The sequence below is a fragment of the Candidatus Hydrogenedentota bacterium genome (genome assembly GCA_019637335.1).
Taxonomy (GTDB): Bacteria; Hydrogenedentota; Hydrogenedentia; order Hydrogenedentales; family JAEUWI01; genus JAEUWI01.
The window spans coordinates 1-15,847 of the sequence record JAHBVV010000037.1; the positions used below are offsets into that span (position 1 = coordinate 1).

At 63.8% G+C, this 15,847-nt stretch carries 9 protein-coding genes; 3 read left to right on the forward strand and 6 right to left on the reverse strand.

What is annotated here, in order from left to right; genetic code table 11:
- Positions 1 to 178: 178 nt before the first annotated feature.
- The 6 genes from proB to KF886_24755 form a co-directional block, all read right to left on the reverse strand.
- Positions 179 to 1,306, reverse strand: coding sequence for a glutamate 5-kinase (proB, locus tag KF886_24730; GenBank protein MBX3180565.1), 1,128 nt, complete (start codon positions 1,304 to 1,306; stop codon positions 179 to 181).
- Positions 1,307 to 1,484: 178 nt separating this feature from the next.
- Complete coding sequence (obgE, locus tag KF886_24735; protein MBX3180566.1) at positions 1,485 to 2,741, reverse strand: GTPase ObgE; 1,257 nt, start codon at positions 2,739 to 2,741, stop codon at positions 1,485 to 1,487.
- A 21-nt stretch (positions 2,742 to 2,762) separates the two neighbouring features.
- A complete protein-coding gene (rpmA, locus tag KF886_24740; GenBank protein MBX3180567.1) occupies positions 2,763 to 3,023 on the reverse strand; it encodes a 50S ribosomal protein L27 in 261 nt (86 codons plus the stop codon).
- Between the two features lie 15 nt (positions 3,024 to 3,038).
- Entirely contained in the window at positions 3,039 to 3,350 is a 312-nt protein-coding gene (gene rplU / locus KF886_24745; GenBank protein MBX3180568.1) for a 50S ribosomal protein L21, read from the reverse strand.
- Positions 3,351 to 3,443: 93 nt separating this feature from the next.
- Positions 3,444 to 4,262, reverse strand: a complete 819-nt coding sequence (locus KF886_24750) for an aspartate dehydrogenase (protein ID MBX3180569.1) — start codon at positions 4,260 to 4,262, stop codon at positions 3,444 to 3,446.
- Positions 4,263 to 4,687: 425 nt separating this feature from the next.
- Positions 4,688 to 7,180 (reverse strand): PKD domain-containing protein, encoded by a 2,493-nt coding sequence (locus KF886_24755; GenBank protein MBX3180570.1) that lies wholly within the window; start codon positions 7,178 to 7,180, stop codon positions 4,688 to 4,690.
- Between the two features lie 598 nt (positions 7,181 to 7,778).
- On the opposite strand from KF886_24755, the gene KF886_24760 reads away from it, so the two are divergent.
- From KF886_24760 to KF886_24770, 3 genes are all read left to right on the forward strand, one after another.
- Positions 7,779 to 9,017: an efflux RND transporter periplasmic adaptor subunit gene (locus KF886_24760; protein ID MBX3180571.1), complete on the forward strand. Its 1,239-nt coding sequence runs from the start codon at positions 7,779 to 7,781 to the stop codon at positions 9,015 to 9,017.
- Between the two features lie 66 nt (positions 9,018 to 9,083).
- Positions 9,084 to 12,677: an efflux RND transporter permease subunit gene (locus KF886_24765; GenBank protein MBX3180572.1), complete on the forward strand. Its 3,594-nt coding sequence runs from the start codon at positions 9,084 to 9,086 to the stop codon at positions 12,675 to 12,677.
- Positions 12,674 to 15,841 carry an efflux RND transporter permease subunit gene (locus KF886_24770; protein ID MBX3180573.1) on the forward strand — a complete coding sequence of 1,056 codons (3,168 nt, stop codon included), beginning with the start codon at positions 12,674 to 12,676 and terminating at the stop codon, positions 15,839 to 15,841. The genes KF886_24765 and KF886_24770 overlap by 4 nt, the downstream gene beginning before the upstream one ends.
- Positions 15,842 to 15,847: the final 6 nt, after the last annotated feature.

Here is a 15,847-nt window from a genome sequence, read left to right on the forward strand (position 1 = left end):
CAGGGACGGCAGGGACGGCAGGGACGGCAGGGACGGCAGGGACGGCAGGTGCGCCGGGGACGGCAGGTGCGCCGGGGATGGGGTGGGATTGCACGGGCAAGCCCTTGCGGGCTTGTCCGTGGCACACCTGGGGTGATGGGGACGGGGTGTGGCGATTTGTGGGGGCGTCGCCTGGTGGTCAGATTAGGACGAGGTTGTCGCGGTGGACGACTTCGTCGTAGAGTTTCTGGCCGAGGATGGCCTGGATTTCATGGCTCTGTCGGCCCATGATGCGCGCGACTTCGGCGCTGGAGTAGTTGACGAGGGCGCGGGCGATGAGTGCGCCGTGCTGGTCTCGGATTTCGACGGCGTCGCCGGCGCTGTAGTCGCCTGTGGATTGTGTGATGCCGGCGGAGAGGAGGCTTTTGCCGTGGGTGACGATGGCTTCGCGGGCACCGGGGTCGACGGTGATGGCTCCGTGGACGGTTCGCCCGAAGGCGATCCAGCGTTTGCGGTGGGGGAGGGCGCTTTCGCCGGGTTTGAAGAGGGTGCAGCGGGCGTCGCCATCGAGGACGCTGTGGATGATGTTGGGTGTGTGCCCGTTGGCGATGACGGTGGGTACGCCGGCGGCGACGGCGATGCGGGCGGCGACGATCTTGGTGCGCATGCCGCCGGTTCCGGTGAGGGTGCCGGCCCCGCCGGCGAATTGCTCGATTTCGGGGGTGATTTCTTCAACGACGGGGATGTGGGGGACGTCGGGGTTGGTCTGGGGGTTGCCGGCGTAGAGGCCGTCGATGTCGCTGAGGATGATGAAAAGGCCGGCGCCGAGCTTGGCGGAGATTTTGGCGGCGAGGGTGTCGTTGTCGCCGAAGCGGAGCTGGTCGACGGCGGTGGAGTCGTTTTCGTTGACGATGGGGATGATGGATTTCATCTGGAAGAGGTGCTGGATGGTGTTGCGCACGTTGAGGTAGCTTCCGCGCTCATCGAGGTCGCGTAGCGTGAGGAGGACCTGGGCGGTGTGGAGTCCCTCGCCGTAGGTCATGAAGAGGGTCTCGTAGTAGTGCATGAGGGTGGCCTGTCCGACGGCGGCGACGGCCTGTTTGTCGGGCAGGGCTTCGGGACGGCGGACCAGCTTGAGCGTGTTCATGCCGCAGCCGATGGCGCCGGAGGTGACGATGAGGACGCTGAGGGGGTGGGCCTCCTTGAGGCGGCAGATTTCCTTGACGACGGACTCCATGACCTGGCCTTCGAAGGCGCGGCGTCCGCTGAGGAGGCTGGTTCCGATTTTGATCACCAGGGTCTGGATGCTGTCGGGATCGAACTTCATGGATGCTCGGGTGCTCTGTGTGTGGTGTGGCGGCGCGGGCCGCCGGGAGACCGTTCCGGAGCGTGGCGCAGGCGCGCGGCGCGGGGCCGAATCACCGGCGGGAAGGCGCTATCTGGCGCGTCCGGGGCCGGTGTCGCGTTCCGTTGCGGGGCTTCGGGACGGGCGAGTAGTATGCGGCTTATTCCGGGTGATACTCAAGCTCCAGGTCGCCGATGAAGACGGATTGTCCGGCGTGGGCTCCGAGGCGTTTGAGTGCGCGGTAGATCCCCATTTTTTCGAGGACCTTCTGGAGGTGGGCGACGGCTTCGGGGTTGCCGAAGTCGGTCATGCGTACGGCGCGTATGGCGCGGTCGCCGGAGACGCGGAAGCCGCCGGCTTCCTTTTCGATGGTGAAGGGGGCCTCGTAGACGTACTCCCGCTCGGGCTCGGGCTCGGCGGGTTCGGCGAGATCGGCCTGGCGGGCGGCTTCGACGAGTCCCCAGAGGTGTTCGATGAGCGCGGGGATGCCTTCGCCGGTGGCTCCGGCAATGGGGAAGGCCCCGGGGAACTGATCGAGGAGATCGCCGAGGCGTTCGCGGTTTTCGGTGATGTCGATTTTGTTCAGGGCGATGGCGAATGGGCGCGCGGCGAAGACATCGCTGTATTGCTGGAGCTCGTTGCGGAGGGTTTCGAGCGTTTCGGCGGGGTCGGGGTCGCCGGTGTCGATGAGGAAGAGGAGGAGGCGGGTGCGCTCGATATGGCGGAGGAAATCGTGCCCCAGGCCTTTGCCGCCGGCGGCCCCTTCGATGATGCCGGGGATATCGGCGACGGTGAGCGAACGGTGGTCACTCAGGGGGACGACGCCGAGGTTGGGCGTGATGGTGGTGAAGGGGTAGGCGCCGATTTTGGGGCTTGCGGCGGAGATTGCCGAGAGGAGCGTGGATTTGCCGGCGTTTGGAAGCCCGACGAAGCCGACTTCGGCGATGAGCTTGAGTTCGAGGAGGTATTCGCGGTCTTCGCCGGGCTCGCCGCGTTCGGCGAATTTTGGGGCGCGGTTGGCGTTGGTGGCGAAGCGGGTGTTGCCCTTGCCGCCCTTGCCGCCGCGGGCGGCGACGAAGGCCTGGCCGTCCTCGGTGAGGTCGGCGAGGATGTCGCCGCTTTCGAGGTCGCGGATCATGGTGCCGAGGGGCACGGTGACTTCGAGGCTGGCCCCGCAGCGGCCGTGGAGGGTCTTACCCTTGCCGTGCACGCCGCGGTTTCCCTGCCATCGGGGGTGAAAGCGGATGTCGGTGAGGGAGGAGGCGCGTGCGGCGGCCACGAGGACGACATCGCCCCCGTTGCCCCCGTCGCCCCCGTCGGGGCCGCCGAGAGGCACATAGGCCTCCCGGCGGAAACTCACACAACCGTCGCCGCCACGGCCACCGATGACGCGAATCTTAACGCGATCTACAAACATGGCGGGCGGCGAAACACGCTGCTATTCAGCAGCGGGAACGATATCGACGCACTGGCGGCCCTTCTTGAAGAAGCGGAACTGCACGATGCCGTCGGTCAGGGCGAAGAGGGTGTGATCGTTGCCCAGCCCGCAGTTCTTGCCCGGTGCGAACTTGGTGCCGCGCTGGCGGACGATGATGTTGCCGGCGACGACCGACTGGCCGCCGTAGCGCTTTACGCCGAGGCGTTTGGACTGGCTGTCGCGCCCGTTGCGGGAGCTGCCGCCTGCTTTCTTGTGTGCCATCTGGGTAACCCTTCCTTATGCCTTGATTTCGCGAATGGTGATTTCGCTGAAGCTCTGGCGGTGTCCGTAGGTCCGCATGTAGTTTTTGCGGCGTTTCTTTTTGAAGACGCGGATTTTCTTGCGGCGTCCGGCCCCGGTGACTTCGGCGATGACGCGTGCCCCGCTGAGCGCGTCGGGCTCGGCGACGATGCCGTCTTCGTTGACGAGCAGGCAGACGTTATCGAGCTCGACGCTCTCGCCGACGGGGGTGTCCAGCTTTTCCACCCGGAGGCGGTCTCCCTGGGCGACCTTATACTGTTTGCCGCCCGTAACCACTACAGCGTACATGGGTATTCTCCGTTGTTTTTCTCGCTGCCGGCGGCTGCGCCCGCAGATAATCTCACTTAATTCGTCTCACGCGAACGGGCCTGGCCGCGCCGTTCAGGAATCTGAAAACTGCCGCGTGAAGGCCATGGCCGCCGCGCGCAACTCCGCGCTCGCCGAGAGTGACGCCAGGTAGCTCGACTTGGCGTTTCGCGGCGATGGCAGGTTCGTCGTCACGGTTTTGAGCCGCCCGAAGGCGCCTTCCGCGTCCACTTCGTGGCTGTTGCGGGTGGCGTTCGGGTCGGCGATCACGCAAACCTTGGTTTCTTCGGGCCCGATGCCGATGAGGCTGAGCGCTCCCGCGACGTTCACATTTGCGGGAAAGGCCTTGACCGCCTCCAGGGCGTTGCCCTCGAATACGACTTTCGGTTCCGTCAGATTTTCGATGTCGATATTGTTTTCAACGAGGTACGGCGCGCCGGCGAGCCCTTCCGGGGGCTTGCGCGTGGTCAGGGTGACCATGTGCAGGCCGCCTTCCATGGCGGCGCGAATTCCGTCGAGGCCGCAGAGGGCTCCGGACGGTATCCGTACCTGAATTCCGCTTTTCCGGGCCTGTTCGAGGACATCGGGTACGGCCATCAGGCCGCCGACGCTCATGATCAGGCAATCTTTGTGGTGTTTCATGGCGGCTTCGAGCACGGCCTGAACCGCGCCGCCGACCGCGCACTCGATGATGAAGTCGACCTCGGCGGCGAGTTCATCGAGCGAGCAGATTTTTGCGTTCAACTGGAAGGTGCGCAGGAGCACGCCGGCGCGTTCGGGCGCGACATCGTGCAGGGCCGCGATTTCGGCCGGTATCGTCCCTTTGTGGAGGGCGATGCAGATATCCGCGCCAATATTGCCACACCCGACCAAACCAACCTTCATCTTGGCCATGGTGTTCCTCTCGCTATTTCGTCGGCAGCCCGCCTCGACTACCGCGATTGCCGCCGGTTACAAAACGGGGCGGGGAAGGGGGTATGCGGCAGGCTTAACACATAAACCGCGAGATAGTAGCATGTGGCGGAAGGGCAAGTCAATGTTATGGCGATGTTTAGGGGGCCGCGGTTGGAAGGGGGGCTGGTGATTTGGGCGGCTTCGCCGCGTTGGACAGCCGGGACGGCCGTCCTACATTTTTCCGAGCAGATATGGGCGGCTTCGCCGCGTTGGACAGGCGGGACGGCCATTCCGCCTTCGGCGGACTTTGAGCCTGCGTTCTTCCGGGATGGCCGGGTTCCCGAGGGGGTGGATGATGGGGTTGAAAAAGAAACCGGGCGCCCTGGCGGTTGGCCGGGGCGCCCGGTGGTGGTGGCTGGTAAGCGCTAGTTGTTGACCTGGATGAACGCGTTTTCGGTGCGCGTTACGGAGAAGCGGACACCGGTAATGGCGTGGTCGAACTCGACGGTCAGGGAGACGTTGTAGAGTCCCGGGTCGAGGTAGCGGTGGGTCGGGTTTTCATCCGCGCTCACCACGCCGTCGCCGAAGGTCCAGAGGCGGCTGAGGATGGGCTCGCTGTTGCTGTCGTCCGACTGGTCGAAGAACTGGACCTGGCTTCTGACGGGCGCGATCCGCGGCAGGGCGCTGAATGCGGGGGTTGGCGGCACATCGACCGCGATTTCGCGGGTTGTTGTGTCGGAATTGGTTGGTGTGGTCACGGTGAGCGTTACGGTGTAGGTACCGGGATTCTGGTACTGGTGCAGCGGCTGGCGCTGGGTGCTGGAGTTGCCGTCACCGAAATTCCAGGCGTAGGAGAGGAGCGCCGGGTCCGTTTCGGTGCCGGGCACGGTCTCGTTCAGGAACTGGAGCTGGTCGGTGGTGAGCGCGCCGTCTTCGAGCACGTTTTCGCGGGGTTCATCCTCGTTGGTCTGGACGCTGAAGCCCGCGACGGGCGGATTGAAGACGACGGTCACGGCCTGGGAGGTGGAAACTTCCCGGGCGGGGGTGATTGCGGTGAGGGTCACGGTGAACGTTCCGGCCGTTGTGAAGCGGTGGGTGGGGTTCTGGGCCGTGCTGGTGTTGTTCGGGCTGTTTGGATCGCCGAAGTTCCAGAGATAGCTGGAGATCGGTTCGCTGCCCTGCAGGGTCATGTTGTTGAACTGTACGACATCGGGCGCGGCCGGATTCGGCACGTTGAAGGTGAAGGCCGGGGCCGGTCCCTGCACGACATTGATGTACGCGGTTTTCACGATGGTATCGGCGTTGTTGGACGGGGCGGTTGTGCGGACCGTCAGCGTCACGGTGTAGAAGCCGGGCGCGTTGTAGGTGTGTACGGGGTTGCGGCTGTTGCTCATATTGGCGGCGCCGCTGTCCGGATCGCCGAAGTTCCACAGCCACTGGTTGATCGGGATGGATTGTGGCGCGATGGATTGGTCGGTGAACTGGACCGGTTCGCCCACGTTCGGGTCGAGGCGGGATGCGCTGAATTCGGCCCGCGGTGGCATGAAGGAGACGTTTATGGTCTCGGTTGCGGTATCGGAACCGTGGGCGGTGACGACGGTGAGCCGTACAACCAGCTGGCCGGCGATATTGTAGGAATGGGAGGGGTTTTCCTCGGTGCTGCCGGCGCTCGAATCACCGAATTCCCAGATATACCCGGTAATGGGCGCGGATCCCGGCTCGGAGGTGTTGGTGAAGTTGACGGTTTCGAAGACGAACGGCGTACGGTCGCTGATTTCGAAGGATGCGGTGGGTGGCACGGTCACCACGGTGACAGTTTGGGTGTGCGTGTCGCTACCGTGGGCGGTGACGACATAGAGTGAGACTTCGTAATTGCCGCCGGTCTCGTAGGTGTGCGCGGGATTCTGCTGGCGGCTGGTGGCGCCATCGCCGAAGTCCCAGAACCATTGGAGGATTGGCGAGGAGCCGGGATCGGAGACATCGGAGAATCGCGCTTGCTGCAGGGCAATCGGGCGCGAGGGGTTGACGGCGATCCGGGCTTCCGGAGCCACTTTGCGCTGGACCACGATGAGGTTTGGCTTGGTGACGGTCTGGGAGGAATTGGCGGTATGCACGGTCAGGGAGACGGTGTAGATGCCGGCGGTCCGGTACTGGTGTATCGGGCGAAGGTCCTCGCTGGTCCGCCCGTCGCCGAAGTCCCAGACCACCCGTGTGATGGGCTCGGCGCCCGGTACGGAGAGGTTGGTGAAGGTGACGGTTTCGCCCTCGATGATGTTGGTTCTTGAGGCTTCAAAGTTTGTGGTCGGGGCGGGATTCCCGACGGTGATCCACGCCGCTTTCCGGGTGGTTTCCTCGGCGTTTGCGGTGGTCACGGTGAGGCTGACGCTGTAGAGGCCGGGTGTCGCGTAGACGTGTACGGGGTCGGTGGCGGTGCTGGTGTTTCCGTCGCCGAAGTCCCACAGGCGGGCGACGACATCACCGGCGGACTCGGTTTTCTCGCTGGCGTCGCGGAAGTTGACGGCCTGGCCGACATCGGGGCGCCGGTTGCTCGCGGTGAAATCAACCTGGAGCAGGTCCTCGGCGTATACGGTGAGCTTCTGGTCGGCGGCGCCTCCGGTGCGGATGATGATTTCGCCGCGGTTCACGCCGAGGAGCATGAGATTCCTGTCGACGCGGACGGGGACGAAAAGCCGGTTTACCGGCCCGAAACCCACGCAGTTGTCGCGGTTCTCGGTGCACAACTCCGGGATAATCCAGGGTTGGCTACTGGAGACGACGACGGGTTCCGCGGGCGAATTGGTGAGATTCCGGTGGACCTGGAATGTCAGCGCGTCCTCATCCGTCCCGAAATCGAGCACATTCGGCGTTAGAATCAGGGCGAGCCCGTTGTCTCCCTTCCACGGGCATCCGGCCAGCATGGCCGCTAGACAAACCACTAACGCTACGCGAGTTACACTACCCCGATCAGCAAACATGCAAAAGACTCCTTGCTTCCGCTATTCTATCGATAACGGATCCCTCTGGTCCCGTCAGGCATTACGGCTCATGTTGGCATCATGCCATTTTCACAGTTCCGTGTCAACAGTATATTCGATCCGGCCGATCGCCCAGATTGCCCGGTAGCTCCTCCATCATAGAGAAACGGCGCGGCGGATTGCACGTTTTCGCAACCGGGCTGGTATACTCTACGCAGCCTGGACGTTTCTGTTACCTCCACCCCCTGTAACAGGCCCGCCACATTCCAAGTGGATCAGCGGCTCGTGGACGGGCCCCTTTCTCCAATTTCCGCAGCCGCCACGGGCTCCCGGGAGTTGTTTTCCGGGTTCCGGCGGGTACGCGCCCGCGGCGTGAGACCGCGAGAAGGGGCTCCATCGTATGATTCAGAACGATCCGGGCCACTGGCGGCCATCCCCGCCGGTCATTTATTGCGGCGGGATCCGCGCAAGTTGTTTTTGGCGCGGCCGGGGCCACCTGGCGCCCGGCCCGAGACGTATAGTGAAAGGATACCGATTTCCAATGCACAAGGGACGTTATTGCCTGTGCGCCGCGGTTTTGATGTTGGCGGGGGCGGGGTGCAACCGTTCGGACGGGGGCAAAGTGAACGCCACTCAGGCGGCCGGCCCGGTGCGGACCGCATCGCTGGTGGAGGCATCGCACCCGGAGCGCCGGGACATATCCTCGTACCTCGAGGAGACCGGCATTGTGACGGCGGAGAGCCAGGTTGAGGTGCTGGCGAAGGGGACGGGGCATTGTCTGTTGGTGCGGGTGGAGGAGGGCGATCTGGTTTCGGACGGCGACGTGCTCGCGGAGCTCGACAAGGCGGAGATGGAGGCGCAGGTCCGGCAGTCCGAGGTGAATCTGGCGCAGCAGCGGATCGTGTATGAGCGAACGGAGAAGGGCCTTTCGCAGGGGATTTTCAGCCGCGCGGAACGCGACAATGCGCAGGCCAGTTATGAGCAGGCGAAGGCGACGCTGGAAATGCAGCGCGTGCAGCTTTCGTTCCTGACGATCCGCGCGCCAATCAGCGGTGTGGTGACCCGGCGGATGCTTCAGGAGGGGATGCTCGTATCGACGGGCATGCCGGTATTTAATATTGTTGACCCCAATTCCTTCATCCTCCCGATCAATGTGGCGGAGCGGTATATCCCGCGCCTGCGGGTGGGCCAGGAGGCCCGTGTGCGGATAGACTCGGTGGGGGACCGCCGTTTTCTGGCGCGGGTTCGCCGGATCAACCCGGGGGTGGATCCTCAGACGGGCACGGTAAAGGTGGTGCTTGAATTTGAGCGCGCGGATCACCCTTATCTTCGGGAGTCGGCCTTCGCGCGGTACAGCCTGGTGATGGAGACGCACGAAAACGCACTGGTGGTACCGAAGGACGCGATTGTGGAGGAGAATGCGCAGCGCCATGTAATGGTGGTGCGGAAGGCGCAGGCCGAGACGGGGGAAGCCGGGGCGGAGGGCGGTGGCGCATCGGGGCTGGAGGCGTCGCGTATCGCGGTGGAAACGGGGTTGGAGGATGCCTTCTACACAGAGATACTCTCTGGAATCGGCGAGGATGATCTGGTGATTACGCTGGGCCAGCAGACGGTCAAGGATGGTGAGCCGATCCGCGCGGGCAACCTGGAGGAGACGCTCGAATCCCGGGGCGCGCTCCCTGCGGGCGCGCTGCTGGACCAGGCCCGCGAGGATCGGCGTCAGATTGACGCGGCGGATTCCGGGGGTTCCCGGGCGGAAACGGACGCGCCGGACTCCTGATCGGCCGGGTGAAGGGTGCAACCGCATGACTCCGCGCCCGGAGCGGGCCGGGGAAACAGGATCGCCATGAGTGAACAAACGACGACGCCGGCGCAATACCGGCTTGCCATCCGGCGCCCGGTAACGACGGCGATGCTGTTCTTGACGCTGATTGTGTTCGGCGTCCGGTCTTACCAGCAGCTCCCGATCAACCTGATGCCGGATATCGACTATCCGACGCTGACGATCCGCACGGAATACGAGGGGGCGGCTCCGGAGGTGGTGGAGAACCTGGTCACGCGCCCGCTCGAAGAAATGCTGAGCATTGTGGGCGGCCTGGTGGAAATCAGCAGCGTGTCCTCGCCGGGGCTTTCGGAGATCATCCTGGAGTTTACGTGGGGCACGGACATGAACGTTGCGCAGCAGGATGTTCGCGATCGGCTGGACCTGTTCGACGCCCCCCAGGAACTGACCGAGAAGCCGGTAATACTGCGGTATGATCCCACGCTGGACCCGGTAATGCAGGCCGCGATCACCACGCCACCGGGGACGGCTCCGGGCAGCGAGCGTGAGAAGCAGCTGCTGACCGAAATCCGCGATACGACGGAGCGCCACCTCAAGAGCGATCTTGAAGCGAAGGCGGGCATTGCGCAGGTGCTGGTGAAGGGCGGCCAGGAGGCGGAGGTGCAGGTACTGGTGGACCCGCAGCGCGCGAAGGGTCTGGGCCTGACGATGGAGATGATCGGGAACAGCCTTGCCCAGCAGAACATCAGCCGATCGAGCGGCATCTTGAAGGAGGGCAAGTCCGAATTCCTGGTGCGGACGTACAACGAATTCGAGACGGTGGACGAGATCCGGGAGGCGCTGGTGACGTCGGTGACGGGGAGCCCGGTCCGTCTGGGGGACATTGCGCAGGTATTCATGGGTACGAAGGATGTGGAGACGATCGTCCGGGTCAATGGCCGGGAGGCGGTGGGTCTCGAGATCTACAAGGAGGGGGACGCGAACACGGTTTACGTTTGCAATCTGGTCAAGGATCTGCTGGGGTTCGAGCGGGATCGCGGCATGATCGATCGGATCAAGGAGAAGATTCAGGAGCGCGCCCGCGAGGCGCAGTCCGCGCGCGGCGGCAAGCCGGCGCCGGTGCAGCTTGCGGACATCACGCTGTTGGACGAGCTTCCGAAGGGAATTGAGCTGGTGCTCATCAGCGATCAGTCCCGCTTTATCCAGGGATCGATCGACGAGGTCAAGCAGGCGACCATAGCGGGTGGCCTGCTTGCGCTTATGGTGCTTTTCGTGTTTCTGCGCGAGATGAAGAGCACGCTCATTATCGGGGTGGCGATCCCGATCTCGGTAATTGCGACGTTTATCCCGCTTTTCATGCGGGACATTTCGCTGAATATCATGTCGCTGGGCGGGCTTGCGCTTGGGGTGGGGATGCTTGTCGACAACTCGATTGTGGTGCTGGAGAGCATCTTTCGATGCCGCGAGGAGGGGGATGGGGTGGTCGACGCGGCGGAGCGCGGCACCCGGGAGGTTTCGAGCGCGGTTACGGCTTCCACGCTTACGACGGTGTGTGTGTTCATGCCGATCGCCTTTGTCGAGGGCATTGCCGGGCAGCTTTTTGGCGACATGGCGCTCACGGTGACGTTTTCCCTGCTCGCGTCCCTGCTGACGGCGCTTTATTTTATACCGCTGGTTGTGTCCCGGCGGGGATTGCAGGCGGGGCCGGGTGGCTCCCACGTTTTCTGGGCGCTTCGCGCGTACCACGCGCTGCGTGACGAAGGGCGGGGCCGGGTGGCCTCCGCCCTTGGGACTCCGGGCCGCGGCGCGGGATATGCGCTGGCCGCGCTGCGCCACCATACCCGGGAGAGCATGCGCCCGGCGGCGGGCCTGATCGGCCAGTGGCGGCGCGGCGCGGGCGGGAAGGCGCTTTGCGCGGTGGTGCTGCCGCTGGTGCTCCCGCTGATCCTCGTGTTGCTGGTTTGCCAGTTGCTGCTTTCGTTTCTTGCCGCGATAGGGATTACCTTTCTCTTCCTATGGGCCGCGTGCCTTCTTGCGGTGTTTCTGGGGGTTCGTACGGCGATGCGGCTGTTGCTTTGGGCTCCGCTGCGTGTATTCGATCTTGGGTACAATGGGCTGCGGGGGGCTTACGCGACGTTGCTCACCTTCGCCCTGCCGTTCAGCCCGGCCGTCATTCTCCTGGTGCTTGGCGTGGCGGTTCACGCCGGCTACACGGCCACGGAGCTCGGGGGGGAGCTGATTCCCCCGATGAAACAGGGCGAGTTCATGGTCCGGCTGGAGATGCGTGCGGGAACCCGTATTGAGGAGACGGAGTTGCGGGCCGCGCGTTTCGAGGAGATAATCCGGTCGAATCCGAATGTTGATCGTGTTACCGTGGAGGTGGGGGAAGAGCGGTCGCGCGGGGGGTCGGATCGGGGGGAGAACGTGGCTGAATTCACGGTGTTGCTGAAGGATCCCAAGCGGCTTGCGCTCGTGCAGGACGAAATCATCGAGACGCTCCGTGACGCGCTTCAACCGGGCCCGAACGAGGAGATCACGTTTCAGTTGCCGTCGTTGTTCAGTTTCAAGACGGCGATCGAGCTTCAGATCGTGGGCGACGACTTGCAGCAACTGCGCGCGATCGGGGAGGAGGCGCTGGCGCATGTGGCGCGGGTTCCGGGCGTAACGGACGCGGAGCTGAGCGTGAAGCCGGGGTATCCGGAGATCATCATCTCGCCGGATCGCCCGCTTCTTGCGGCGCGGGGGATGTCGACGGCGGAAGTGGCCGCCCGCGTGTATTCGGAGTTGCAGGGCGACGTGCCCACGCGGTTCAGCGTCGCGGGCGAGAAGATAGACATCCGCGTGCGCTCCGACAAGTCCTTCCTGGGGAGCCGGAAGGAACTTGAGTGGTTGAATTTGCAGTCGGCGGCGTCTCCGGTACCGCTTGCGAGCGTGACGAATATCCAGATTCAGGAGGGGCCGAGCGAGATCCGGCGCGTTGGGCAGCGCCGGACGGTGGTGATCACGGCGAATATTGACGGGCGCGACCTTGCGGCGGTGTCGCGGGACATACTGGCTTCGGTGGAGCCGCTTCCCCGTCCGCAGGGCTATTTTTTCGAGCTGGGCGGGCAGAACCGGGAGCTTGAGACGTCGTACGCGAGCCTGAAGTTTGCGCTGGCGCTGGCCATATTTCTGGTGTACGTGGTGATGGCGTGCCAGTTCGAGTCGATCTGGCATCCGGCGCTTGTCATGTTCAGCGTGCCCCTGGCCTTTATCGGGGTGATTTACGCGCTGCTGTGGTCGGGGATCGACCTGAGCATCATGGTCTTCCTGGGCGGCATAATTCTGGCGGGGATTGTGGTGAACAACGCGATCGTGCTGGTGGACTACATCAACCAGCTGCGGCGCCGCGGCCGGACGCGGGCGGAGGCGATTGTCGAAGCGAGCACGGTGCGGCTTCGCCCGATCTTGATGACCACGATAACGACGGTGCTGGGGCTGCTGCCGATGGTGGCGGCGTCGGGCGAGGGCGCGGAAATGCGGCGCCCGATGGCGATGACGGTGATGTCGGGGCTGACGTCGGCGACCCTGCTTACGCTGATCATCATCCCCATGGTGTATTACCTGTTTGGCGGGCGCGATCCCCGGCCCGAGCTGGAAGAGGCGGAAGAGCAGTGAAGTATTCGCTACCCGCGTTCGCGCTCAAGCGGCCCGTGACGGTCACCATGCTTACGGCGAGCATGGTGCTTCTGGGGGTAATTGCGGCCTACCGTATACCGCTGGAGTTTTTGCCGGACGTTGAGCCATCTTTCCTCGGTGTGATCGTGCCGTACCCCGGGGCGACGCCTGCGCAGGTGGAGCAGCAGATCGCGATACCGGTCGAGGGCGAGTTTCGGACGGTGCCGGGGCTGTCGAGCATCCGGACGATATCCGACAGCAACGGCTGCTTTGTGAGCATGCTTTTTAATGCCGAGACGGATATGGGGCTGGCCGCCGCGGAGGTGCGCGATCGGATCGAGCGGCTGAAGCTGGTCCTTCCGGACGACGTGGACAACATCCAGATCCAGCGTTTCAGTTCGCAGGCGATTCCGGTGATGGCGTTTGGGCTGTTCCGGCCCGGCGGGGACGCCGCTTTCGTGGAGTTGCTGCGCCGGGTGATGGAGCCCCGCCTTCGCCGCCTGGACGGGGTTGCGGATGTGGAACTGCGCTCTTCCAGCCCGGAGAAGGAGGTTGTGATCGAGTTCGAGCAGGATTACCTCCGGAATCTCAACCTCGGCCTGTTCGATTTGATTTTGACGCTTCGTGACAGCAGCCTGAATGTTTCCGTTGGCGAGCTGGTGGACGGCGATCGCAAGTACATCGTTCGCGTCGTGGGCGAGTACAACCGGCTCAGCGAACTTGGGGAGCTGACGGTCACTCCGGGCGGGAAGCGCCTGAAGGATATTGCCGACATCCGCTATGCGACGCGCACGGATACGCTGCACGTGTCGTTGGACGGGCAGGGCGGGGCGCTGGTGCTGATCACGAAGGAATCCGAGGCCAATACCGTGTCGACGTGCCGGCTGGTTCGGGAGGAGATGGAGCGGATCATGGCGCTGGAGGACTTCGAGGGGGTGGGGAAGAAGACGTTTTTCGATCAGTCGGAGTACATCACGAGCGCGCTTGAGAATCTTTTCAAGGAGGGGATTTACGGCGGCGCGATGGCGCTCATCGTGCTCTTTGTGTTCCTGCACCGTTTGCTCCCGACGGTCGTCGTGGCGCTGATGATTCCGACATCGCTGGTCGTCGCGCTGGTGTTCATGTTTTTCGCGGGCATTACGCTGAACATGATCACGATGGTCTCGCTGATCATTGTGGTCGGGATGCTGGTGGACAACGCGATCGTGGTGGTGGAGAATATCATCCGCCACCGCAATCTCGGGGAAAGCCCGGTTGCGAGCGCGCGCCGGGGCGCCCAGGAAGTGGGGCTGGCGATTCTCGCGGCGACCACCACCACGTGGGTTGTATTCGTTCCGATGTATTACATGGATACCGGCACGATGTCGGTGTTCATGCGGCAGCTCGGGCTTCCGCTGATCGTGGCGCTTGGGGGCAGCCTGGTGCTTTCGCTGACGGTGGTTCCGCTTGTGATGACGCGGCTGGGCGCCCGGGACCCCTTCGACTTCATGCGGGTGATGCACGGGGAGGTGCGGCCCCGCGGCCGAATCTTTCGCGTGCTCCGCCGGCTCGGCAGTTTCCACCTGGTGGATCGGATCATCGGGGCCTACGGCGCCACGTTGCGTCTGGCGCTTTCCAACCGGCTCGCGGCGTTGCTCCTGCTTGCCGCTCTGGGGGCGGTGACGTACCTGATACCGTTCAAGAACGTGGGGATGCGGGGCATGCCGAAGCTGGACACGCGCGAGGTGGCGATCAACGTACGCCTCGACCAGAGCTACGACATGGAGCGGGCCACCCGGCTTTTCACGGCGTTCGAGGACCAGCTCAACCGGCGGCGCGACGAGCTCGGGATCAAGAACATCATGACGTTCTTTTCCGCAAATGAAGGGAACATGAACCTGTACCTTTACACGGAAGAGGACGGCCCCATCGGGAAGAATCCGCCTTACACGACCGACGAGGTGCGCGAGATTGTATCGGTGCTCCTCGGGAAGCGTATGCCGGGCGCGGAAATCCAGTATGTCGTCACCGACACCGGGAATACGGGCGAGGGGGAATCGGTCCGGATGTATGTACACGGGGACGATCGGGAACGCCTTGAGTTCTACGCGCAACGCTTTCTGGAGCGGGTGGAGCGGCTGCCTTCGGTGAGCGATGTGAAAACGGACCTGGAGAACGAGCGGAACGAGATCCAGATCCGAATTGACGGCCCGCTTGCGGAGCAGTATGGCGTGAGCGCGCAGGCCATCGCGCTGACGGCGGACGCGGCGATGCGCGGTGCGCGCCTCCCCTTCATGAAGCAGGGGAACCGGGAGATCCCGGTGTGGGCGCAGTTTCGGGAAGAGGACCGCAAGTCACGGTCGAACCTGGACAAGGTATCGGTGCTTGGGGCGAGCGGCGAGCTGGTGCCGCTGAACCGCCTGGTGGACTTTTCCAAGATGAAGACGGCGGCCTCGATCCACCGCTTCAACGGGAAGAATGTAATTCGCATCACGGCGCAGGCGGATTCGGAGGATCTGGGCGGCATCCGGCGGGATCTCGCGGAGGCTATCAATGACTACCCGCTGCCGCCGGGGTACTACATCGATTTCGGGGATTCCCTGCGCGAGGTGGGCGAGAACATGGCGAACTTCACGAGCACGATGATCATGGCGCTGATCCTGATTTACCTCGTCATGAGCGCGCTCTTCGAGTCGGTGTTTTTCCCGATGTCAATCCTGACGTCGGTGCCGCTGGCGCTTGGCGGCGCGGTTTGGATGCTCTACGGGATGGGTTCGCAGTTCGACAGCGTGACGCTGATCGGTTGCATTCTCATGGCCGGGGTCATTGTGAACAACGGGATTGTGATTGTCGATCACATCAACACGGTGCGCAAGTCCGAGCGGTCCTTGACGGACGCCATCGTGCGTGCGGGCGGCGATCGCTTCCGCCCGGTGATGATGACGGCGCTTACGACGATCCTGGGGCTTGTGCCGCTTGCGTTTATGACGACGGGCAGCGCGGCGACATTCGCGGGGTTGGGCCAGGCGCTGATAGGGGGGCTTACGGCGGGGACGGTGCTGACGCTGGTGATCGTGCCGGTGTTTTACAGCATCATCGACGAGTTCCAGGGCTGGTTCCTGCGCTTCATCGGGGGTTTCAAGCGGCGCGTCGCGCCCGCGGCGGAGGGCGCCGGGGAGGGGTGATCGCGC